Source organism: Terriglobus albidus (assembly GCF_025685425.1).
GTDB classification, from domain to species: Bacteria; Acidobacteriota; Terriglobia; order Terriglobales; family Acidobacteriaceae; genus Terriglobus; species Terriglobus albidus.
In genome coordinates this window covers 747,678-770,434 of the sequence record NZ_JAGTAS010000058.1, presented here as the reverse complement: position 1 = coordinate 770,434, position 22,757 = coordinate 747,678, and the positions used below count along the sequence as shown (strand labels likewise).

At 57.4% G+C, this 22,757-nt stretch carries 15 protein-coding genes; 5 read left to right on the top strand and 10 right to left on the bottom strand.

Annotated elements, in window-relative coordinates:
• Positions 1-7 precede the first annotated feature (7 nt).
• Positions 8-3,538 (bottom strand): polysaccharide deacetylase family protein, encoded by a 3,531-nt coding sequence (locus OHL21_RS22305; protein ID WP_263419512.1) that lies wholly within the window; start codon positions 3,536-3,538, stop codon positions 8-10.
• Between the two features lie 65 nt (positions 3,539-3,603).
• Between OHL21_RS22305 and OHL21_RS22300 the strand changes: the two genes are divergently transcribed.
• The gene (locus tag OHL21_RS22300; RefSeq protein ID WP_263419511.1) at positions 3,604-4,980 is read left to right on the top strand and encodes an ArnT family glycosyltransferase; all 1,377 of its coding nucleotides are present in this window, start codon (positions 3,604-3,606) and stop codon (positions 4,978-4,980) included.
• Positions 4,981-5,350: 370 nt separating this feature from the next.
• On the opposite strand, the gene OHL21_RS22295 is transcribed toward OHL21_RS22300, so the two are convergent.
• Together OHL21_RS22295 and OHL21_RS22290 are read right to left on the bottom strand one after the other, a co-directional pair.
• Positions 5,351-7,699, bottom strand: a complete 2,349-nt coding sequence (locus tag OHL21_RS22295; RefSeq protein ID WP_263419510.1) for a xanthine dehydrogenase family protein molybdopterin-binding subunit — start codon at positions 7,697-7,699, stop codon at positions 5,351-5,353.
• The gene (locus OHL21_RS22290) at positions 7,696-8,223 is read right to left on the bottom strand and encodes a (2Fe-2S)-binding protein (protein WP_263419509.1); all 528 of its coding nucleotides are present in this window, start codon (positions 8,221-8,223) and stop codon (positions 7,696-7,698) included. Before OHL21_RS22290 ends, OHL21_RS22295 begins: the two co-directional genes overlap by 4 nt.
• Before the next feature lie 239 nt (positions 8,224-8,462).
• On the opposite strand from OHL21_RS22290, the gene OHL21_RS22285 reads away from it, so the two are divergent.
• Positions 8,463-9,377 (top strand): bifunctional helix-turn-helix transcriptional regulator/GNAT family N-acetyltransferase, encoded by a 915-nt coding sequence (locus OHL21_RS22285; protein ID WP_263419508.1) that lies wholly within the window; start codon positions 8,463-8,465, stop codon positions 9,375-9,377.
• A gap of 318 nt (positions 9,378-9,695) precedes the next feature.
• Positions 9,696-13,667 carry a TonB-dependent receptor gene (locus OHL21_RS22280; RefSeq protein ID WP_263419507.1) on the top strand — a complete coding sequence of 1,324 codons (3,972 nt, stop codon included), beginning with the start codon at positions 9,696-9,698 and terminating at the stop codon, positions 13,665-13,667.
• Positions 13,668-13,724: 57 nt separating this feature from the next.
• Here the strand turns inward: OHL21_RS22280 and OHL21_RS22275 are convergent, their stop codons facing one another.
• Positions 13,725-14,180 (bottom strand): low affinity iron permease family protein, encoded by a 456-nt coding sequence (locus OHL21_RS22275; protein ID WP_263419506.1) that lies wholly within the window; start codon positions 14,178-14,180, stop codon positions 13,725-13,727.
• A 175-nt stretch (positions 14,181-14,355) separates the two neighbouring features.
• Here OHL21_RS22275 and dinB point away from each other — a divergent pair, with 175 nt between their 5' ends.
• The gene (dinB, locus tag OHL21_RS22270; RefSeq protein ID WP_317890001.1) at positions 14,356-15,492 is read left to right on the top strand and encodes a DNA polymerase IV; all 1,137 of its coding nucleotides are present in this window, start codon (positions 14,356-14,358) and stop codon (positions 15,490-15,492) included.
• Positions 15,493-15,649: 157 nt separating this feature from the next.
• Here dinB and OHL21_RS22265 read toward each other — a convergent pair whose 3' ends face one another.
• The 6 genes from OHL21_RS22265 to OHL21_RS22240 all read right to left on the bottom strand — a co-directional run bounded on the left by OHL21_RS22265 (position 15,650) and on the right by OHL21_RS22240 (position 21,738).
• Positions 15,650-16,174, bottom strand: coding sequence for a hypothetical protein (locus OHL21_RS22265; protein ID WP_263419505.1), 525 nt, complete (start codon positions 16,172-16,174; stop codon positions 15,650-15,652).
• 58 nt (positions 16,175-16,232) lie between these two features.
• Positions 16,233-17,177 carry a hypothetical protein gene (locus tag OHL21_RS22260; RefSeq protein ID WP_263419504.1) on the bottom strand — a complete coding sequence of 315 codons (945 nt, stop codon included), beginning with the start codon at positions 17,175-17,177 and terminating at the stop codon, positions 16,233-16,235.
• Position 17,178: 1 nt separating this feature from the next.
• Positions 17,179-17,826 carry a hypothetical protein gene (locus OHL21_RS22255; RefSeq protein ID WP_263419503.1) on the bottom strand — a complete coding sequence of 216 codons (648 nt, stop codon included), beginning with the start codon at positions 17,824-17,826 and terminating at the stop codon, positions 17,179-17,181.
• The gene (locus tag OHL21_RS22250) at positions 17,798-18,505 is read right to left on the bottom strand and encodes an RNA polymerase sigma factor (RefSeq protein ID WP_263419502.1); all 708 of its coding nucleotides are present in this window, start codon (positions 18,503-18,505) and stop codon (positions 17,798-17,800) included. The genes OHL21_RS22255 and OHL21_RS22250 overlap by 29 nt, the downstream gene beginning before the upstream one ends.
• A gap of 93 nt (positions 18,506-18,598) precedes the next feature.
• Positions 18,599-19,828, bottom strand: a complete 1,230-nt coding sequence (locus OHL21_RS22245; protein ID WP_263419501.1) for a type II secretion system protein GspD — start codon at positions 19,826-19,828, stop codon at positions 18,599-18,601.
• A gap of 194 nt (positions 19,829-20,022) precedes the next feature.
• Positions 20,023-21,738, bottom strand: coding sequence for a type II and III secretion system protein (locus tag OHL21_RS22240; RefSeq protein ID WP_263419500.1), 1,716 nt, complete (start codon positions 21,736-21,738; stop codon positions 20,023-20,025).
• Between the two features lie 367 nt (positions 21,739-22,105).
• On the opposite strand from OHL21_RS22240, the gene OHL21_RS22235 reads away from it, so the two are divergent.
• Positions 22,106-22,633, top strand: a complete 528-nt coding sequence (locus tag OHL21_RS22235) for a hypothetical protein (protein WP_263419499.1) — start codon at positions 22,106-22,108, stop codon at positions 22,631-22,633.
• Positions 22,634-22,757: the final 124 nt, after the last annotated feature.

Below are 22,757 nucleotides of genomic sequence, written 5' to 3'. Positions count from 1 at the left end.
CCTTCGGTTATGTTTTGGTCAGCTGTTCCGTTTCGACCGACATCTGAGCGGTGCGTTCCAGCTTGTCCCAGTTAAAGGGTTTGCCGTCGATGGCGCGCTTGATGGTCTTGAGCAACACAATCGAGAAGACCTGGCGGTAGCTGAAGCGTTGGATCCAGATGTGCGCCAGCAGCCAGCCGTCGCCCTTGCTGGCGGGATGCTTACGTTCAAGCGCGAAAGCAAGCGCTGACGCGGCGAAGTCCACCACCATGAAGGTGACGAAGAATGCCAGCAGCTTAAGGAAGCTGGCATTGGAGGCTGCTTCCGGATGGAAGTGCTTGTCCAGCAGATAATGCACGATGCTGGCGATGAACATCAGATCGATCAGTGGCGAGAGCAGGGGCAGGATGATCTGGAAGATGATGATGTTGGGCAGGGCGAAAAGACCCATAGCACGGTGATGTCTGACGGCTCCGATGTGCTTGAAGACGGCCTGCAGGATGCCAAAGGACCAGCGGAATCGCTGGCGCATCAAGCCGCGCATATTCTCAGGAGCCTCAGTAAAGGCAAGCGCCCGATCTTCATAGATCACCGAGTAGCCCTGCTCGAGCAGGTTCATGGTGAGGTCGGCATCTTCGGCGACGGTGTTGGCGTGGTAGCCACCGAGATCCTGCACGGCACGGGTGCGCCATGCACCGATGGCTCCGGGAACCACCATGACGACATCGAAGAGGTCCAGCGCGCGGCGCTCGAAGTTCTGGCTGGTGATGTACTCAAGCGCCTGCCAGCGTGTCCACAGGTTCACGCGATTGCCGACCTTGGCATTGCCGGCCACGGCGCCGATCTTCGGATTGGCAAAGTGTGGCACCAGGCGTGAGATGGCATCGTGGGCGATGACGCCGTCGGCGTCGATACCGATATAGATCTCTTCGTCGATCTGTTGCAGCGCGTAGTTGAGAGCCTCGGCCTTGCCGGCATTCGGTTTGGTTAGCAGCGTGAGACGGCCGCTTTCGATCTCTTTCGGATAGGTCTCGCGGACAACGGCGGAGGTGCGGTCCTTTGAACCGTCATCGATGACCACGATACAAAGGTTCTTGTAGTTCGACATCATCACCGAACGGATGGTGCGGGCGATGACCTTCTCTTCGTTGTAGGCGGGAATCAGAACCGCGACGCGCGGGGTGTATTCCTCGCCGGCCATCAACTTGCGTTTGCGCAAGCGGTCAATCAGGGCGAAAAGACCGATGATGATGAGCCGTGCGGTCATCAGGATGTCGCCGACAAAGAAGACCGCGACGACAAAGTGATTGAAGAAGCCGAAGAGTGAGAACATCACCGAATCGACGAATGCCTGCCAGCGCTGGCGGAACCCTGTGATGGGTGGCATCACTTGGCTGCGGCTCTTGCCCAGCAATTGAGAGACCGGGACGATCTCATAACCGCGCTGGCGAAGCGCCGTGATGAGAACGGGAAGAGCGTCGATGGTCGGCTGGCGGTTCCCGCCGCCGTCATGCATCAGGATGATGGAGCCACGCATCCACGGCTTCTGCTCCATCATTTCGATCTGGTCCCAGACGCTCTGTGTGATCTCCGCCGGGGTCTTGCGCGGATGCTCATCCCAGTCGTTAGTGTCGATCTTGTTGCCGACGATCACATAACCGAGCTTCTGCACATCTTCCACAGGAGCTGCCTGATCGTTGGTATCCGGCTCCTGATCGATGGAATAGGGCGGACGGAAGTAGAGGGGCTGCACGCCGACTTTACTGGCGAAGAGACGAGTCGTGAGCGTGAGCTCCAGGTCAAGCTGGCTCTTCGAGATTTCGCTGATATCAGGATGTGTGAAGGTGTGATTGCCGATCTCGTGGCCTTCACGGTAGATCCGTTTGACCAGGCCGACATTTTCCTGTGCCTCTTCTCCGATCAGGAAAAAGGTGGCAGGTACCTTGTACCGCTTGAGGATGTCGAGGATCTTCGGCGTCCAGTCAGGGTCGGGTCCATCGTCAAAGGTAATAGCGACCCGCTTCGGGTGGTAGCCGTACTGCTGAACAGTGTAGGAAAGTGGATACCTCTGGAAGGTCTCTTGGGCGATGAACTTGTTGTCGTCGTCCATCTTCACCGTGCGCAGGCCGTTCTGCATGGTGCGGGTGACCTTGAGGACATCGCCGTCTCCTTCGGTATCGACACCGTTGCCGGGAGGTACGTCCGCCAGCTCCTTAACCGGATTAGAACGATTGGGCTGGTCCCAGATCTTCCACATCGATGGATCTTCCGTTCCCAGGCGCCAGAGAGCATAAGTCTGCAGACCGAGCTCGCGGGCGGCCCGCATCTCATTGACTACTGTGACAGCATCGAGGAACCAGACCTCGTGTCGGATCTTCGCATCGACATCGTCGTAGGCGAAGTGCGGGTTCAGCGTGTCTGGATCAAGAACGACCTCTGCCTCGGAGTCGACCGCTTCCTGCCAGGCTTCCTGCGTTGCAAGATTGATCGTGTTCACGACCTTCTGGGGCGGTGGCTTGCGATGCGGGTGCTTCTTGTCCACCGGTTCGGGCATGGTCGTGGACCAGTCATAACCATAGGAACCGAGGGCGCAGATGAGCTTTTCCTTGGGAACCTTCTTCAGGATGTCCTGCAGATTTTGCACGAACCATTCCTGCGAAGCGATGGGACCGGGCTTGCTCTCGGTCTGGTGCTCGTCATAATTCATCAGCAGCAGACCGTCTGAGTGCGCGGCCAGATAGGCCATGTCGAAGTCGTCGTCACCGACCGGCACATTGATATAGAGCCGCAGGCTGTGTGGATGGAAGTCTGCGTAAAGGGCCGCTACCAGAGCCCGGAACCCGGGTTGGGCGTCACTGGGAATCTCTTCGAAGTCGAGCGAGATACCACGGTAACGCGGATTGGCCGCAAGAAAGGTGTGAATCTGCTGCACGAGATTGGCCGTGGCTTCAGGGCTATTGAGGAGCTGGCCAATCTCGGGAATGAAGCCGCCGCGTTTGGTGTCGTAGTTATTCAGCAGCGGAAAGATTTCAGTGTCTTCCCGCGCCTGGGTGATGGTGCGGACGATCTTGTTTTCGTGATCAACAGCATGTACCGCTCCGGCCTTATCTACGACAGAGAACGGACGGTTATCGATGGTATAGGCGGTGAGTGCGCCGTCGGGTGTGATGGCATGCAGCCACTCGGGAAAGAGCAGATCGATCTGGTGGATGTGCTGCTTCAGTGAGGAATAGCTGGCCGGATCGTCGTCGACATAGTAGGCCGCGCGGAGACCTTCGCCAGAGTTGAAGGCGATATCTGAAGGTTTGCGCGTGGTGCGGCGATGGGCATTGAGCTGTGCACGCTCTCTGGGCGTCAGCTCAGGGACCGGAGGGTTAGACAGCGACTTATAGTTCCGCTTGGGAGACTCGATGAGCAGTTGCGGCAGCGGACGGATGCGCACCAGGCCGATGATGAAAAACACGATGAGAATGCTGCCGACGACCGCGCAGACGTCGAGAATGCGACGCAGCCGTTTCCAGCGCCGTCGTTGCGGATCGTAAAAGACAGGTTTCGTCATCGTAAGTACGTTCTATGCCTCATCTTAGAACTGAATTGCGAACCTGGCACAGTATGATGCGTTTGATGACAAACCCAAGGGGCCGAGTTCTGTTTTGGTCCATCGTCGCCCTTTTTGCCGGCGCTCTGTTGCGGGCGTACTGTATCCGACATTACCCACAGTTGCAGGGTGATCCCCAGCTCTATGCGGAGGTGATCCGTAACTGGATGACGCGCGGCGTTTATGGGTTTACCCAGGAATTTGGGGTTCGGCCAACTCTGATCCGGCTGCCTGGATATCCCATCTTCCTAGGGATCTGCTTCTGGCTCTTCGGCATGGATAACCTGCGTGCGGCGCTGTGGGTGCAGGTGGCGTTTGATCTGATGACCTGCGGTTTACTGGCTCTGCTCGCGCGGCGTTTTGCCGGCGAGAGGGCGGCGATAACGGCATTATGGCTGGCTGCGCTGTGTCCCTTCATGGCAGAGTTTACGGCTGCCGGATTAACGGAGACGTTAACACTCTTCTGTACAGTTCTGGCCTTCTGGGTGTTGCAGCGTTGGCTCGATACTCCACAGTGGCGCTGGGTCGTCGTGCTGGGTGCGGCGCTGGCTTACGCCATTCTGTTAAGGCCCGATCAAGGGCTGTTGGCGGCAGCGGTCTTACCGGCGATGCTGGTGGGCCGCGGATTCCGGCTGCCCCAGGTGAAAGGGACCATTGTTCCGACAGCTGCATGTGCCTTGCTGGTGGTGCTTCCCTTGGTTCCATGGACGATCCGGAACTACCGTGTCTTCCATGTGCTGCAACCGCTGGCGCCGCGTTACGCGAACGATCCGGGAGAGCCTAACCCATATGGTTTCCAGCGATGGTATCGGACGTGGGCGATCGATTACGCGTCGACGGAAGATATCTATTGGGACTACGACGGCGATGCCCTGGACTTTGCGACGTTGCCGACTCGCGCCTTCGATTCGCCGAAACAGTATCGCGAGACGGCGGCGGTCTTCGCTCTCTACAACCAGACCAAGCGGAATTCGCCCGAGGTGGATGCCCGGTTCGCCGCTCTGGCGGAGGAGCGTGTACGAGCGCACCCGGTGCGTTACTACCTGCTGTTGCCCATCGCGCGCCTAGGGAATATGCTGCTGCGTCCGCGCGTGGATTGGCTCCCCGGCCCGCTACGGTGGTGGCGATGGAGTGAGTCGTCCCCACTGCAATTTGGACGGGCTCTATTTTTAGGCACGTTGAATCTGGTTTTGATCGTGTTTGCGGCCGTTGGGGCATGGAGGCTGAAGACGCGGCCCGAGCTACGCCCAATCCTCTTGGCCATGCTGGCGTATGGCGTTCTGCGGTGTGCCTTGTTGTTAACCGTCGATAACTCCGAGCCGCGTTATACGGTCGAGTTCGTTCCCTTGTGGATTGTGCTGACGGGGGTGGCGTTGACGAGGCCGCCCGTGGTGATTGGGTGAGAGCCGCCTCTTCAGTCGGCTGATTGAAGCTTAAAAAAAATTAAATAGGCTTTCTCTGTCTTTCAGGCTAGGCTACCGCACGTTCTTCGCTCAGCCAATGCTGCCTGGTTCGAGCTCCGCTCGAATATCCCACTCATGCTTCGCATGAATGGGGCACCCAAATTCTCCTTACCTCAGAATTGGTGCCCCATCCATCGCATCGCGATGGGTGGGATGGGATTCAGAGTTCCCGGTGCAAGCAGGGGGTAGAAGCGGCGGGTTTCCGCCCGCTGATTGCCACGCACCCAAAATGCCGGGCTTAAAATCCCATTCATTTAGGGTGGAAGCCGTGGCTTAAAAACCACGGCTTCCACCCTTACGCGTTTCCTAACTACGCCTTCAACAGCTCTTTGACGTAAACAGAGCGTAGCGGAAGGCGGCGGATCGATTTCCCGGTTGCGTCGAAGACAGCCGCTGCAATTGCTGGAGATGCGAGCGCGTTGGCCGCTTCCGAGCCCTGTCCATAGCTGCCCACAGATGGATTATTGAGAAGCACAACCTTGATCTCCGAAATCTCATTCATCTTCAGGATGGGATATGAGATCCAGTCGGCTGCGGTGACGGCGCTTTCATTGAATGCGACCTCTTCGTAGAGTGCCTGGCTGATGCCCATCACGGCTCCGCCTTCGATCTGCCGCTTGAGCTGCTCTGGGTTTACCACGATGCCGGGATCCACGACGATGGTGTACTTCTCGACCTTGACGTCTCCCGTTGCCGGAATGACGGCGATCTGGCAGGCGCAGGCCCAGTAGACTCCACCGCGGAACATGACGGAGACGCCTTGTCCGCGTACAGGAGTAGAGCCGGTGGAAGCGGCGGCCGGTTGCGGAGACGGACGTGTCTGCCATGCGGACTCTTCGCGCAGCCGCTGCAGCACGTGAATCAGGCGCTCTTCTTTCGCATGGTCGATACGGAATTGAAGGGGATCGGCGCCGGCTAATGCCGCCGCGTCGCTGATAGCGAGCTCCCGCGGAAAGTTCTGCTGGTACTGCGTCGGGGTGCGCATGCTGTGGTCACGCAGGCCGATGGCGAGCGGAGACGCTTTCTGGCCGATCTGGAAGGTGCCGTGGTAACGCTCTTCGAGATTCGGTACGGCGTCGTACTGCCAGGGATCCGCGCTGCCGTTGGCGATGCTGGTGAGCATGCCGCCCTTTTCCGAGGGGGCCGGCATGGTGGGTAGGCCTGCAAGTACGGCTCCGATCGGGCGATCGTCCTGCCCGGCGGGCTGGTGGTGGTCGGCTTCGTACGCGACGATGCGGCCATTGCCGTCAAGGCCGATCCTGATATCGGTAAAGGCAGCCGGAGATTGCGTGGACCACTGGATATCGTCGTTGCGCATCCACTGAACACGTACGGGCTTACCCAACTCTTTGGAGAGAAGGACGGCTTCATCCTCGGCTCCGGCGTTGCCTCCGTTCGAGCGGCCATAATGTCCGGCGCCGGCGTAGGTCTTGACGATGACCTTGCCGGTGTTGACGCCCAGCATCATAGCAAGCTCACCGCGCAGTGCCTGCGCATTCTGAGTATGCGTATGCACGGTAACGACGCCGTCAGGACGATAGTCTGCGACAGCGACCGTGGGACCGATTGGCGCATGCTTCATGTAGGGCAGTTCGTAGGTGGCCTTCAGTACCTTAGCCGCGGACTTCATGCCGGAGGCAACATCGCCTGCGCTCTTGCGGCTCTTCTGAACTGGGGTGGCATTCCAGTCTGCTTCGTTGCGCAGATACTGGTATAGCTTCTCCTTGCCGGGAAGCCCCTTCCACTCGGTCCACTTTGTGGCGCCCGCGACCTGTCCCGATGCCTGGATCGCCTCCCACTCGGTCGGCGCAACAACCGCCACCAGATCGCCTTTCACGATGACCTGTGCATTGGGATATTTCTGTTTGTCGACTTTCCCGGCGGAGACCAGGCGTGATCCCAGCGTGGGTGGATGAATGGTGCGTGCATGCAGCATGCCCGGAAGCTTGACGTTCGTGACCCACGGCTCCTGGTGTTTCACCTTCTCGGCGATGATGCTGTTTTTGTATGACTTGCCGATGACTTTATAGCTGCTGACCGGTTTCATCGGTGGGTTTCCGCCGACCGCGAGTCCAATGATGCTGGTGAGGTCGCCGCTGACAGGGATGGTGAGCTTCAGATCCTTACCCTTTACCAGATCGCCGTAGCGGACCTGTTTTCCGCCTCCGGAGACCATGCCGTCATGCGTCGAGAGCTGATCAGCTGGGACTGCAAGATGCTCCGAGGCGAGCTGCAGGATCGCCTGGCGGGTGTAAGCCGCGGCTTTGCGGATATTAGGCGAGCCGTGACCGAGAAGATCGAAGGTCCCGCCTCCGTCAGCAGTGACATCGGTATCGCCGGAGACAACGGTGGTGATGGCCTCAAAGGGAAGGTCCAGTTCTTCGGCCACGATCTGACGGTATGCGGTGTAGATGGTGCCCTGGCCGAAGTCGCTTTTGCCGGTACGGAAGAGGACGGTATTGTCAGGACGGATCTCGATCCACGAGCCTGGAAGGGAAGCGTCAAAGGCACGAAGGCTGGTGTTGGCTGCGGCTGCTTCGGCGGCGCCGGAACGTAGCAGGCCGAAGCCGACCATCAGCGCTCCGCCGGCTTTCATAAATCCACGGCGGCTGAGCTGTGCTCCATAGACATCGGTGGTCTGTTCTGTAAATCCGATCATTGCGCGCCTCCTTTCGCCATGAGAGTCGAAGCAAAGCGGACGGCTTCAATGATGGCAACATAGCTGCCGCAGCGGCATAGGTGTGGCGACGGCCCTGAATTGGTGAAGGTGTCTTTGATCTCCTCGACGGAGGGATTCTGTTTGCTTTCCAGCAGTTCGGTGGCTTTGATCATCATGCCGTTCTGGCAGAAGCCGCAGAGGTGAACCTGCTGTTCGATCCAGGCCTCTTGCACCGGGTGCAGTGTCTTTGCAGCTTGTGCGGGGGAGAGGTGTTGTTGCTTTGCCCAGCGGTCAGGCAGACCTTCAAGAGTTGTGACTTCCTTTCCGGCAGCAACTACGGCAGGCGTAATACAGGAGCGAACTTCTTTGCCGTCGAGCAGTACGGAACAGGCTCCGCACTGTGCCAGACCACAGCCGAACTGAGGACTGGTGACATCCAACTCGTCGCGAAGAACGTAGAGAAGCGGTGTATCTTCCGCGGAGTGCACCTCGCGCTTCTTTCCATTGACAGTGATCGTCAGCATCGACCCACCTCCAGGCTAAGCTCCGGCGTCGTTTCGGTCGCGAGCAGTAAGGACAGTGTTTGCCGCGCAGCAAGGGTGTCGCGGAGCCTGCCACAGAAGAGTATTCCATTCCGCCCGAGCGGGCTACCGGCCGCCGGCAAAATCGGCGTTTGGGTGTGATCGGAATATCTTTTGACGGGATCAGTTCGGGAAGGCATCTTAGTTGCTTAAAGCAACTATTTTCGTTTAGGGTCAGATGCATGAGCGATGCAACCCAGATCTTTGCCATCCGCGATTTCAATCGTTTCTATACAGCCCGGCTGGGTCTGTTGCGGCAGCGGCATCTGGATGGCGAGTTTTCGCTCACGGAAGCGCGCATGCTGTACGAGATCTGGGCGAATCCGCGGCTGACGGCATCGAATCTTCGGGGAATTCTGGGTCTGGATAGGGGCTATATCAGCCGGTTGCTGGCTTCGTTGACGAAGCGGAAGCTTGTGCGGCAGGCGGTGTCGAAGGCCGACAGCAGGGAGCGTCTGCTCTCGCTGACCCCAGCCGGAGAGAAGAAGATGGCCGCGCTTAACCGGCAATCGGAGAAGCAGATCGAGGAGATGCTGCAGGGCCTGAGCCGAGAGGAGCGGGAGAGGCTGGTCACCTCACTCGGCGTCGTGCGTTCTCTGCTGACCGCGCAGAAGAGCTCCGAGGTGCAGGTCGAGCGCCTGAGCGAGGTCACCGAAGAAGTGCTTGATCTGTTGCAGGAGTACTACGAGGCAGTGGGTGTGATGGTGCGGGACACGCCTGAGTCCGTGGGCGAGATCGTGAACGATCCTGATGCCGGCGTGTGGATCGCCACGCTGAACGGAAAGATTGTGGGATGCGCCTATCTTCATAGCCTGCCATCCATGCCGGGCGCCACGGAGTGTAAGCGGCTCTACGTCAAACCGAGCGCTCGCGGCAAAGGTGTGGCGCATGCTCTTCTCGATGCGCAGGAGGCCTTTGCGAGGAGCCGGGGATTTAAGCGGATCTATCTCGACAGCAAAGATGATCTGCGCGTTGCCATCGGTCTCTATCAGCGAAGAGGCTTTGTGGCCTGTGAACGTTACAACGACAACCCACAGGCGACGGTGTTTCTGATGAAAGAGATTGCGGAGACGTCGACGAAAGCTCTGCGAAGATAGCGGGCGTTAGCCAGTCCAAAGGGTCGGATTCTGCCAACTTTTTCAGTCAGAGCTCCCATATCGCGATCGTGGCCTGCCGCATGGAGAAGATCGAGCACGCCCTTCCGTCATAGCGCTTCGATGAGATCGCTCTGCCAGAATCCCCTGTAAATACGAGACGTCTCAATTTATTCAGGCGATTTAACGCGCATAAATCGAAACGATTTTTCTTGACGGTCGGCATTCGGTTCAAATACCGTCTCGTTCATCTCGAAACTATTTTTCTATCGAAACGGGCCTGCTGGTCTTTTCAATCTCCCCAGAGAGGGTTTCAGTCCGATGCTTCGTATTTTTGTGCGTTTTCTGGCGTTGTTTGTGCTGTTCAGTGGTTCCCTGGGCGCCGCCTTTGCCCAAGGTGGTGAGGGTGCCATCTCCGGAACGGTGACGGATCCGACCGGAGCCATCGTTCCGGGCGCGAAGGTTGTGGCCCATAACATCGCTACCGGTGTGGACTCAACGCGAACCACTACCGGCGACGGTGTCTATAACGTTGCTCCGCTTGTGCCGGGCACCTACACGCTGACGGTTACCGCAACCGGTTTCAGCGGCTTTCGCCAGGAGAATATCCAGGTCAATGCGCTGGCCAATGTCGGCCTGAACGTTGCGCTCAAGGTTGGCAACCAGAGTGAGACGGTGACGATCACCGATGCACCGCCGGTGATTGAGACTACGAATGCTACGCTCGGCGGAACGATCGACAATAAGCTCTACACCGCGTTGCCGATCATGATTACAGGTTTGCAGCAGCGTGACATTACCCAATTCTCAAATCTGCTGCCGGGGGCACAGGTTCCTCCGGGAGGCCGCTCCTCGATTATTGGAGGCACTGGCCAGCGGCTTGGCGAACTGTATGTCGATGGTCTGCCGATTACGACGTTGTCGCAGCAGGGCGACAACCGGCCGGTCTTCAATATCGTGCCGTTGGAAGCGATCGACCAGGTGAAAGTTGTGACCTCCGGATTCTCCGCGGAGTACCAGGGCGCCGGTCTTGAGAACTACAACACCAAGAGTGGCGGCAACAAGTATCACGGATCGATCTTCGGCTACTTCCGCAACACCATCTTCGATGCCTGGACCTTCAGCACCAAACCAGGAGCACCCGGTAATCAGAAGACGGTTGTCGTCAATGGAGTGGCCACGAAGGTGGACGGACCGAAGACGCCGGAGCATCAGGTCGAGACCGGCTTTGCAGTAGGTGGCCCAATCAAGATTCCGCATTTGATCGACGGCCATGACAAGCTGTTCTTCTTTGCCACCTACGATAAGTTTCATTCCAGCCAGGGAGTGAATCCCAGCGCGAGCACCATTCCAACCATGCTGATGCGTCAGGGCAACTTTCAGGAGCTGCTAACGGCCAACGCAACCACCGGTGGCAAGGGGAATACCGCCGGAGTCAATTATCCCGTTTACGATCCGTCGACCCAGGCGAGCTGCACCGCGCATAGCACCACTGGCCCTTGCCGGTATCAGTATGGTTATGGCCCAGGAACCGGGAATGGAGCTGCGGGAAATCCGGTGCTTGTTACGCCCGGTGGGGCGAATATTATTCCGGCGAGTCAGCTTTCGCCGATCACGCAGTTCATGCAGAAGTATCTACCGGCTCCCACGATTGACTCGACGGGTACTATTACCAACAACTATCTCGGCGGTGTCCCTCAGGGATATGACAACTGGATGTACTCAGGGAGAATTGATTACATTGTTTCTCCGAAACAGACGCTGATCATGGTGGTTACGGGCGGTAACCGGCACGCGGTTCCATACACCTCAACCACAACGAATCTTCCAGTTCCTTATTTGGCTACCACGATGTCCACTGTGGCGGGTCACTGGGCCTCGCTCGAGGACAACTATGTGATCAGCGGCAACCTGGTGAATCAGTTCAAGTACGGCTTCATGAACTTCGGTGGCCCGCCGGTACGCAATATCACGCAGGGGAACCCGCTCTATTCTGCGACTGCGGCAGGCATAACCGGTCTGCCTGCGGGCCAGGCCTCAGAAAACTTCCCGAACACGAGCTTCTCCGGAAGCAATGCGCCGGCGGCATGGGTAGGCAATACACCGACCACGACGAATGTCTCTGAGACCTACACGCTCAAGGACAACCTGTCCTGGTTGCACAGCGCACACTCCTTCAACTTCGGTTTCCAGTATCAGTGGCTCGAGAACAACTCCAGTGTCGCGGATGGAGCTTCTCAACCGATGACATTGACCTGGAGCACGAATGAGACAGCGAACCTGTCCGGCACCAGCTATGCAACGAACACGGGATACTCCTACTCCAGCTTCATGATCGGTGCGGTGGGAAGCTCCTCAATCACGCAGCAGGCCTTCAGCGTTCTGGGCGGTCGCTTCCATCCCTGGGCGGTATATGGACAGGATGACTGGAAAATTCGCAAGGATCTTACACTCAATATCGGTCTGCGGTATGACTACCTCCCCACCTACCGCGAGGTGCAGGATCGTTGGTCGTTTCTGAATCCGAATATTCAGAACCCCGTTACAGGCAACATGGGAGCGCTACAGTTTGCGGGAAACCGCGCAGGTGGATTGCCCGTGAGCTGCAACTGCAGCACTCCAGTAGATACACATAAAACCAACTTCGGACCACGCTTCGGTCTGGCATGGACGATCAACGACAAGACCGTCGTGCGTGGAGGCTTCGGTTTGCTGTACTCCCACGCAGGCGGTACCGGCGGCGCGGGAGGCGCGGGCACCGGGACCGGGCAGTTCGGTTTCACCTCAGCGGTTTCGCTCGCGGATAGCACTGCCGGGCCGGCCTTCTATCTCAACCGCGCTAACTCAAACTGGGGCGGACCAGGATATGTCCTTCCCGCACCCGCAACCATTACGGCAACGAGCCAGACCCTGGGCACGGGCTACTATGTTTGCTCGGGTCAGAACTTCACGCCTTGCAATGGGGCTTCGGGGACTTCCGCGGGTAATGGCAGCGGCCTTTCCTACCCGGACAAGTACCTGGGAGGGCGCGCACCTGTCTTCAACTTCTGGAACTTTGGCCTGCAGCGGGAGATCACCTCGAGCATCACCGTTACTGCGAACTATGTCGGCAGCCAGAGCCACTTCCTTGCGGGCGCCGGCAATATTCGCGGTCTGCAGTCGGGCCAGGTGCCGGCATCGTATCTCGCCTCGGTCGGCGCAGCAGATTGCAGCCAAACGCCTGGTACAACCGCTTTCAATTCCTGCCTCAATCTGCCTGCCACGACAGCGAATCTTGCATTGGCACAGGCCCGCAGCGGTGTAGCCCTGGCAGCGCCGTACTCCGGATATACCGCCGCAGCCGCCGTCAACTCCAACGCAACCATTGCCCACATGCTCACTTGGATGCCGCAGTATTCCGGTACTTCGGATCCCTGGGGTAACGTGGCGAACGCCAACTACCACGCTTTCCAGCTCAGCGTAAGCCACCGTGCGGCACATGGTCTGACGTTGAACGTGAACTACACCTACTCGAAGAATATCGACGACGCCGGCACCGCCCGTTCGGGCTGGGATCTTCCCGCGGCAGTAACATCGACGGGCAAAGCATGGAAACAGAACGCGATCGATCGCTCGCTTTCGATCAATTCACAGCCGCAGAATCTGAGTGTCTTCGGCGTTTATGAATTGCCATTCGGTAGAGGCAAGATAGGAGGGAATAACTTCTTGGTTCGGGCACTCCTTGGTGGATGGCAGACGGGAGATATCTTCCAGTACTCGTCTGGTATCGCACTGCCGATCGTTGGTTCCTGCAATACGCAACAGAATATTGGCCAGGGCACCTGTATGCCCGACTACAACCCGGCGTTTACCGGATCCGTGCGTACCAGTGACGGTTGGGGGAAGGGCGTGACGGCGGCGACACTGGGAACCAAGTCCTACCTGAACGGCTATATTTCTACAACGAACTCAGGCGTGGGCGCCGGTAGCGTCGCATGCGCCTCGTCGACCGGGCCGTTCTGCAATGCTGGAAACGCGAAGATCGGAAACCTGACCCGTGTTGGCGCTTATGGACTCCGCGGCCCCAGTATCTACCGTCTCACTTCAAATGTTCGTCGTTCGTTTGACTTCAACGATCGAGTGAAATTTATCTTTGGTGTCGATTGCCAGAATGTCACCAATCACACGACCTTCGGCAATAATGCTGCGAATAGCCAGATTGGCGTCAACGTCAACAGCTCGACCTTCGGTACGTTGAACTTTGCCAGCGCGGACTCCCGCGCCTTCCAGTTCTCCGGCCGGTTAACCTTCTAGATTCTCCATACCTCAATACAGCGGGCCGCCTTCCATGGGCGGCCCGTTGCACGTATTTCAGGACTTTGTCCGTTGAGCGCGGGCCATGCATTCCGCGCGAATGGTCTCGTAGCGCTTATGCAGGTCGGCCAGTTCCTGATCGCTGAGCGATTCGATATCCATCATCTCGTTTTCCGCTTTGTCGATGGAGTGGATCAGCTCATCGAGCTTGAGGTTGATGGCTCTGGCGTCACGATTCTGTGTGTTCTGAATCAGGAAGACCATGATGAAGGTGACGATGGTTGTACCGGTATTGATGACCAGCTGCCAGGTGTCGGAGTAATGGAACAGTGGACCGGTAGCCGCCCACCCGCCAATCACCAGTACCGCTGCCAGGAACGCCCACTTCGATCCGACCCATGCAGATGCCTGCGCCGAAAAGTGCCCGAAGGTATCGGCGGTCGCCTGAGGTTTAACATTTGTCGATACACGAACGGCAGCGTTTGCCTTTTGAACTGTCTGATCTGCGGACATGCACTGCCCCACCCAAAGCTACTAAGCAAAGACGTGTGTGACGCATATGCGGGTTGGCCGGGATGGGTTGGCGATGTGCTGACACGTACAGAGAATGATCCTGGCAAGATTTCAGGCTGGCTTGGAATCTGTCGAGCTTTCGATCGATATCTTCCGGGCGGAATGTCAGTAGCGAATGGAAGGCGAAGATGTCACAATAGCGGTGATGCCGGAGAACTCATCCGCGATCGAGGCCTTGGGCACGCGCAAGATCGTGCACGTCGATATGGATGCCTTTTATGCCTCGGTGGAGCAGAGGGACGATCCTTCATTACGTGGACGGCCGGTGGTCGTGGCATGGAAGGGCAAGCGGTCCGTGGTTTGTGCGGCTTCATATGAAGCTCGACGATTCGGTGTGCGGTCGGCGATGGCTGCTGTCCACGCGGAGCGCCTGTGCCCGGAGGCGGTCTTCATTCCGCCGGACTTCCCGCGCTATAAGGCCGTCTCGACAGCGGTGCGCGAGATCTTTCAGCGTCACACCGACCTGATTGAACCGTTGTCGCTGGATGAGGCTTATCTCGATGTGACGATGAACAAGACGCAGTTGGCGACAGCGACGCTGGTGGCGAAGACCATCCGCCAGCAGATTCGCGAAGAACTGAACCTGACGGCCTCTGCCGGTGTGGCTCCGAATAAATTCCTGGCGAAGATTGCCTCCGATTGGAAGAAGCCTGATGGACTCTTCGTGATTCAGCCGCATGAGGTGCAGGCATTTCTGTTGCCGCTGCCGATCGGGCGCATTCCCGGCGTGGGCAAGGTAACAGAGGCGCGGATGACGGAGCTTGGCGTCAAGACCGTCGGCGATATTCATGCGATGGAGATGGCAACGCTGGAGGCGTACTTCGGCCGGTGGGGCGCGCGCCTGTATCAGTTGGCTCGCGGTATCGATCACAACCCGGTCACGCCAAACCGGGTCCGCAAGCAGATCTCCGCCGAAGATACCTTTCCGGAAGACGTTCCTCTGGCGGAGTGCGAATCGCACATCCGTAGGCTGGCAGAGAAGGTGTGGATTGCATCGCGGGAGAATGTGCGAGGAGCAAAGACCGTTGTGCTGAAGTTGAAGACCAAAGAGTTCAACACGCTGACCCGGAGCTTTACGTCACAGATGCCTCCAGCGTCGTGCGAAGAGGTGACGAGCATCGCACTGCGGTTATGCGAGCGCGTTGCGCTTCCTCCACAACAGCTCTATCGCCTGGTTGGAGTAGGCCTCAGCAACTTCCAGGACGAACAGGAAGAGATAGAGTCTCCTCTATTCTCCGGAATCGAGGAATAACGAACTTCTTTCAGACGATTGCTTTATGGAGCTCTGGCGATTTTTTGTCATTTCGGAGCGTAGAGGAGAAATCTGCTTCTCTACCGATATCTTCCCGCCGGACGCTCTGAAATGACAAACAAAAATAGCCTCCTTAAGGTCACTGCTGAACCCGCCGTCACTGTTGAACCCGCTGAAACTCCATGAACCAGTTTGTCTCCCAAGTCTTGCCGCCATCCTCGGAGAAAGCCTGTTGCCATTTTGCGGAGTTCTCGGAGATATCAAACCAGCGGAAGCGGATGATGATCGGCCGGCCCTCGAAGGTGTCGTTCGCAAAAAATGTTCCGACACCGTTGTGAAAGCTGCCAACGACGGGCACATCCAGATGTCCTGGATTACGGCCGTCTAGCCACCATATGCTCCATGTCTTCCGTTTAGGATCGAAGGATCGTAATGCTACAGCCTTGTAAGGATCTCCGGGCACGCCCATCACGTTTTCATCGACGTTGGCGTACCCGGAGAGAAGAGGCTGCATCACGCAGGTTCCGGAGAAGACCTGCCAGGTGTCATCTTTGGCGAGCCGGTGTACCAGCTTGCGGTGTTGCACGTTCCAGCTTCCGATCAGGAAGTCGAAATCATGTTCGGAAGAGGTGCACGGTGTGGCTGTGTCCTGCACTGCTGGCTGCGGTGGTGGAGTCGTCATAGGAGCGGTTCCGGCCAACAACCTATCAAATCGCTCCTGACATTGTGAAATGACACTCCTATCGCAACGGCGGCGGCTCAGGGACCTCTTCGACGGTGTAGCCAGCCGGAACCTGAAAGAGTTTTTCGCTGGGTTCTTTGGCTGAGATCTTCACCAGAGCATATTTTGTTTCGCCAAACCGCGGATCGTTCTGGGTGCTTTCGAGAATCAGCTTGAGCTCCGGTGAGTACCAGGTCTCGTGTGTAATCTCGATGGGGGAATCGTTGCCGATAGAGTTGGCCGGGATGACGACGCGAGTTCTTTTGCCGACGGCTTTGAAGCCTTCGATCTGACGCTCTCCAAGTTGCTCTGCCTCAGGTTCCTTTGCAGGAGTTCCAGGCGCGGCAAGCACCCGGGTCTGCGTTGCGAAGCCCACGGCGCCGCCTGCCGGTTCTCCGGCAACGAAGGCGACGTTGGGGGAGCCTCCCGCGACGGATGCTGTAAGGACCGGGCCGCCGAAGTCTCCAAGAGGAATGACGTGAGCGCGCTTTGGATTGTCGGTGTAGTCGATATGAGTTTTGCTTACGGGATCAAAGATTGTCGTCAGTGTCGGCGCCGTCTCATTCTGTGTTCCTCCTGAAGTTGGCTCACCGGTGGAGGTCCATGGGCCGATGGAATTCATCGTCTGGACACGGAAGGTGCGCCCCTTGCTGTCGCGGCCAACGGACGCCTCGCTCTTCTGCGTGATGTGAGCGCCATTGCTAAGGGTCTGCTTGAGCTCGGTGACTGCCTGCGCCGTATAGGGGCGGCCGGTCACTACCTCAGCATGCCCCTGTATGCTCATTGGTCCACCGACAGAGACGATGCCGACCTCGGCGGGCACGCCCGTTGTTGTCACCGTGCATGGTCCGCTGGAATCATCCGTGCAATGGACCGAGCGGGAGACCTGCATCTGTGCGAACGCACAGACAGACAGGGCGAAAGGGAGTGCGATGGCAGAACGGAGGATGGAGGTGCGTTTCATGTCAGTTCTCCTTTACAACCTGAAGTGGGAGCGGCAAGCTGATTGATTTCGGCAGTCCATCGTCGCCGAGGGTGACATCAGCGATGATCCTGGAGTCTGCGGTTACAGCGGGCAAGGGCAGGCCCAAGGCAGCCAACTGCATTTGCGGCATGGCTACGCGGACGACGGTGGAGGTGCCTGTCGAGATATCCGGGTTGGAGTAAGGCAGAGGGACAGTAAGCCTGTCCACCTGCTTTGTTTTGGGGACCGCACCTGGCGTCCGCGTGCTCTTCCTTGTGCCGGATACCGGAGCAGGGACTTCAGGGACCAAAGGTGTGGAGGAATCCAGGGGTGATCCGAGCGACGGCGGTGCTTCCGGCGGCGTTACCTGCACATCCAAAGCTGCAACTTGAGGACGGAGCGGTAAGAACATGACGACGACCACCACAACCGCAAGCGAGGCAACAGGAAGCGCCCAAAGCCAGTGATGCTGGAGGGCTTGCCGCCAGCGAAGAAACGGCGTGGTGCTGAATTGCAGGGATGCCATCGCCTCCAGTTGTTCCCGGATATATGGAGAGGGCTCTTGCGGTGAGGCCTCTCGCAACAGGCGCAGCAACTCGTCGGTATGAGAGAGATGTTTGTCAGCCTTTTGCAACGGATGCTTTGGCATGGAGACCCCCTTCCACGAGTTTGCGATGATGCTTCCTGCTTCGATCGCCGGCGGTAAGCTTTGCCGTGAGCAGAACCTTGGCGCGGTTCAGCCGGGAAGCTACGGTGCCTTCCGAGCACTGCAACATGGCCGCGACATCGCGGTAGCTTTTCTCCTGCAGCGCGCAGAGAACAACAACGGTGCGGTAGTGTTCCGGCAGCTCAAGAATAAAGCGATGGAGCAGCTTGATCTCAGTTTGTGTTGTCAGTGCTGCGAGATACTCCCATGATCCTGAGGTCTTTTGGATATTGTTGAACAGGCCGGTCCAGTCCATCCTTCCCTGCATCTCGTCCAGAGACAGCAGCCGCAGGCTCCTGCGATGCTCCTGCCTGGCAAGATTACGCGCGATACCGAGCAGGTAGCCCTCCAGGGTTCCTTTGGCAGGATCGAAGGAACGCATCGGTTCGGGAGTCGCCATCGCATCCAGAATCACGATGAAGACCTCCTGCGTAAGTTCTTCCGCCGCCGAGATGGAACCAGTCATATGCATCAGATAGCGGTATACGGTTCTGCCGTAACGGTCGTACAGCGCAAGAAACGAGTCCTTGTCTCTCCGCTTCAGGCGGAGCGCAAGGTCTTTATCAGGTCCGTCTTCACGGACTGATGGCGTCCCTCTAGCTGGAAGTTCAAACCAGCGCACTTGCTTTGTCCCTCGTAACGTATTGGACGGATGGCGTACAAGCTTCCAGAGAAACCAGATATTTTTCCCGGAGGCGTTGAACCGGCTGGGGAATCAGTGGGTTGGGAGAGGAAAGATCGCACCCGCAGATTTGTCGTGCGCCATGCGCACGATGTGCGGTGTCACCATCAGGATGATCTCCATGGCGTCATGCTCGGCATTCCGATGGGGCTCGGCATTGAGTGGCAGACCTGTCAACGCGGCGGATACCTGCTTTTCAAGCAGGCTAACCAGCAGGGCACTCTGCCCGGAACGCAGCACAGCTTCGCCGGTGTACTGCCGGTTCGAGAGTATCGGCAGATCTCCGATACCTGTTCCTGTAAGAGCCGCGACGGTGAGATCCAGATTCAGGGCGATCTGTTCCGATTCGTGGATGCGAGGCGTGACCTTAAGGGTGACACCGAGATCCTGGTATTGAAACTGCGGAACGGTCGATCCTGAAGAGGAGGAGCCGATGTTAGACGTCTTTGAAATGAGGATGGGATATCGCGATCCAATGCGGATGGTTCCTTGCTCCTGATCCAGGAGGCGAAGCTGCATCTGTTTAAGAGAGCGGGCTTCCGAAGAGTTGAGCGCCAGATCCGCGGCGACATCGCCGATATTGAGGCCAAACGCCGTCAGACCGCCTCCAAAGACCACAAACGGGCTGTTGAAGACACTGTCTTTTACGAGTCCAGAGGCGATGAGAATTGCAACGATCTTTTCGTAGTCGGTTGCATCCGCGAGGCCGCTGGCAACAATCTGTTTGACCGCATCGGCATTCGCAGACAGGATCTGGCTGATCTCCGTAGCGACATGGAAGAGATTGGTCGATCCCGGCAGAGTCAGACCGATATTATGGGTTTTGTTCTTGTCGAGCTCATAGAGCTCAACGTTCAGCAGAATCACGCTGCGTCCATTCAGCAACTCATGAAGAAGCGCATCCAGTGGAAGCAATTCCCGCTGTGGGGCGCGGATAGTAATGCCATTAGCGTTCGTCTCCAGCGCATAGGTGCCGGTCTCCAGGATAGATCGCATTAGGCCCGCGATGTCATTCATCTCGGCAGCAGACATGCCAAGCAGGCGGATCGTTCCCATCTGCAGATACTCATACCGTTTGCGGTTTTCTACCGTGTCTTCATAGAAGTGAGCCTGTGTCTCCTCCCAGGGCACGGCGAAGGTTCCGGTGACAAGCTCGAGGGCTTCGAGTGCCTGCTGCAGTGAGGCATCGTCGATCTGCAGCGATACCTGCCGCTGTGGGACGGTGATGTCGATCGAAGCTTCCAGATCATATGCATTGAGCACCTGACGAATGAGCGCGTACGTATCGGTCCGCGTATGAAACGAACAGCGTTTCTCCGAAGGCTTTAGCGCAACAGAAGGTTTCAGCTCGTGCGATGGCGCGGGTGTCTGTGCACAGCAGGCCAGGAGACAGCTTGCGGTGAAAGCCGAGAGGATCCCCGCTTGTTTAATCTGGTAATGTTTGCAGAGCCACATCATTATTCCGTGTGCGATTTTCGTAGCTGGATCGACTCGCCCGTTCCGATATCCACTTGTCTAAGACTTGCAGGATCGACCTGCACGGTGCGGACGAGGTGCGGCGTGATGAGAAAGACGATCTCGTCGTGTTCCAGCGTCTGTTTCTGGGTGCTGAAGAGATATTTGATGAGAGGCACCTCTCCCAGGCCGGGTGTTCCGCTGACATCCTTGTTGTTCTGGTCTTCCAGAAGACCTCCGATAAGGTTGCTCTCTCCCTCTTTCAGCCGGATCACCTCATCGACAGCCTGCTGACTGATGATCGGCTCGGTGACGCCGCTGATGGTGGTCTCTCCGGTCTTCGCGCTGATCTCTACCTTTACCTTCAGCGTTACATCACCGTTGTAGTGAATCACCGGCTGCATCTCCATGGTGACGCCCACGTCGATGTAGGTGAATTGTGTCTGCACGGCAGCGGAGCTGGCTGCCGTAGGAGTGCTGTAAGAACCGGTCGCAACGGGAATCCTGGAACCGATCTTGAGCGTGGACTTCTGGCCGTCTGTGGCGCGCAGTCTTGGGTTCTGCAGAATACGGGTCTCGCTGTCGGTTAACAGCACCTGAGCCGCGGCCGAACCGACCGTAAGCTGAATGTTCTTCGCATTCAGGTGCGCCATGTCATTCAGGTTGAATTTGGCGTTGGAGTCGCTGCTGGTGCTTTGCAATGTGCCCGAGATGCTCTGTGGGAACTGCAGGCCAAGGTTGCGCACCTTGTCTTTGCTGACGGTCATTACGGCAACATCGATAACAACCTCGGCATGTGCCCGGTCCAGATCGTCGATCACCTTCTGGGCCAGGAGAAGCTGGTCAGGCGTGCCCCGCATGACGATGGCGTTCTGGCTGGGAACAAGGAAGGTTCGAACACTCTGGTCCATCACATTCCGCAGGGCGGTGATGAGTTCGTTGGCGTCGCTCTGTTGCGCGGTATTCGCGAGATAGAAGGTCTGCAGCGCCTGCGTCTCCAGGCTCGTTCGCTTCGCCCGGGTATCGGCCGCCACAAAGATGGTATTCGGGGTAATCGCCCTCCAGAACGTTCCAGTGAGCGTGCCGATAACCTGCAGTGCATCCGCGAGCGGGATCTTTGTAATGTCAACGGCGACCCGTTTGGTGATGAGGTCAGGGTCGAACAGCACGTTGACTCCCGCGGTTTTGCCGATGGCCTGATAAATCACCCTGGTGTCTTCGATCATATGCAGCGTGATGGCATCGTCTGAGAGCGCTTTCAACTCAACCGGTTTTGCCATAGCTGCAACCTTGCGGTTGGTCTCAGGAGATTGCGGCAGGTCGCTCTTTTCGGGTTGAGAAGGGATGATACCGGCAAGTCCGGCGATTGCCTGCTGAACGGCGGCATTGGACGGATCAACGGAGGAGGCGCGAAGGTACTCCGCCAGGGCATCGGTGGTATCACCCGCCTGCCTGTATTCATTGCCCCGCTTCAAATGCAAGGCTGACGATAACAAGCGAACGCGCTCGCAGGCAGTGCGGTAACGCAGATCGGCGGGCGACTTCTGCATGGCCGAGCGATATGCAAGGAAAGCCTCTTCATACTGCTGACGCGCCTCTGCAGCCTGTCCCTGTCTGTAGAGAGACCGAGCCGAAGGTTCCGCCCATCCTGATATGGGCAATAGCCACAGCAAGATCATGGCCAGAAAGGGAAGAGTCCAAGTTCGGTTCAGCGGCACAGCGAAACACCCCCACGGGTATTTGTGCGGAAGCGACAAAACTTCCAGGAAAAATCAATTTATTGTGGGAGAAAGAATGATGCGATGCAGGCTTACAAGCAAGATGAAAACGATATCGCACGAGCGACACGGGCACGGCGTATTTGCGATGTAATCGGTAGACGCAACAGGAACGAATGACGTTAGCAAAATGAATGCCACATCGATTTCTGCCGCATGGATGCGGTGAACTGTACACGCATAGGATGCGGGGCCCGATCAGGCCTGCTGGATGGCGTCAGCAGTTGCTTGATTGCGATGATGACGTCTTCGCCAATTTTTCGCAATCCGCTTGCCATTTACAGCGCAGTGGCTTGACACTTCAGATATGAATCCATTGTGGTTCTGTACGACCGCCAGCCTGATTGCGCTGTGTGCCGTTTGCCTTGTTACTAAGGTATATAAGGAGCTGCGTTTTTACTCCGGAATGCAGGCCCTGTTCGCGCTGCTGGCGCTGGTGTTTATCTGGGCCTACTACTCTCCCCGGGTGTCGCAAACCAGCTACGAAGAGTTGTTCTGGTGGAAGCAGCATTTTACCCAGGCGAGTGAGATCGTGCTTTGCGTATATCTACTGAACGAAGAGATTCAACGTCCGTCCCGGTTGAAGAAGCTGCTGGCTTACATGAATGGCGGATATGCGCTGATCAAGTATCTGCCCTCTATCGTCAGTGATATCCCGCAGGAGATCGAGAAAAGTTTCTTATATCAATTGCAGCAATGGACGAACTTTGCTGTCATAATCGGCTCGGGGATTGCTATCTTATGGCTCTATCCCAAGGAGAAAGTGCATGCCGGAAGAGTTGAAGGAAACGAAAGAGACGGAGTATACGCAGGAGCCGACCGAGGCGGCGCTTAACGTAACTGAAACCGCGCTGAGCGCCGATGATGGTTCAGACGGTGGCGAGCCCCCGACGAAGCCGAGCAATGGTTGAGAAAAAGCCCCTCGCGATGAGGGGCTTTTCATTGTTCTAAAGAAAGAG

Excerpts from the sequence above, each read along its gene's own strand:
- OHL21_RS22305 (WP_263419512.1), bottom strand. The coding sequence starts at position 3,538 with ATGACGAAACCTGTCTTTTACGATCCGCAACGACGGCGCTGGAAACGG.
- OHL21_RS22295 (WP_263419510.1), bottom strand. The coding sequence starts at position 7,699 with ATGATCGGATTTACAGAACAGACCACCGATGTCTATGGAGCACAGCTC.
- OHL21_RS22235 (WP_263419499.1), top strand. The coding sequence starts at position 22,106 with ATGAATCCATTGTGGTTCTGTACGACCGCCAGCCTGATTGCGCTGTGT.
- OHL21_RS22275 (WP_263419506.1), bottom strand. The coding sequence starts at position 14,180 with ATGTCCGCAGATCAGACAGTTCAAAAGGCAAACGCTGCCGTTCGTGTA.
- dinB (WP_317890001.1), top strand. The coding sequence starts at position 14,356 with ATGGAAGGCGAAGATGTCACAATAGCGGTGATGCCGGAGAACTCATCC.
- OHL21_RS22300 (WP_263419511.1), top strand. The coding sequence starts at position 3,604 with ATGACAAACCCAAGGGGCCGAGTTCTGTTTTGGTCCATCGTCGCCCTT.
- OHL21_RS22280 (WP_263419507.1), top strand. The coding sequence starts at position 9,696 with ATGCTTCGTATTTTTGTGCGTTTTCTGGCGTTGTTTGTGCTGTTCAGT.
- OHL21_RS22285 (WP_263419508.1), top strand. The coding sequence starts at position 8,463 with ATGAGCGATGCAACCCAGATCTTTGCCATCCGCGATTTCAATCGTTTC.
- OHL21_RS22255 (WP_263419503.1), bottom strand. The coding sequence starts at position 17,826 with ATGCCAAAGCATCCGTTGCAAAAGGCTGACAAACATCTCTCTCATACC.
- OHL21_RS22290 (WP_263419509.1), bottom strand. The coding sequence starts at position 8,223 with ATGCTGACGATCACTGTCAATGGAAAGAAGCGCGAGGTGCACTCCGCG.
- OHL21_RS22265 (WP_263419505.1), bottom strand. The coding sequence starts at position 16,174 with ATGACGACTCCACCACCGCAGCCAGCAGTGCAGGACACAGCCACACCG.
- OHL21_RS22260 (WP_263419504.1), bottom strand. The coding sequence starts at position 17,177 with ATGAAACGCACCTCCATCCTCCGTTCTGCCATCGCACTCCCTTTCGCC.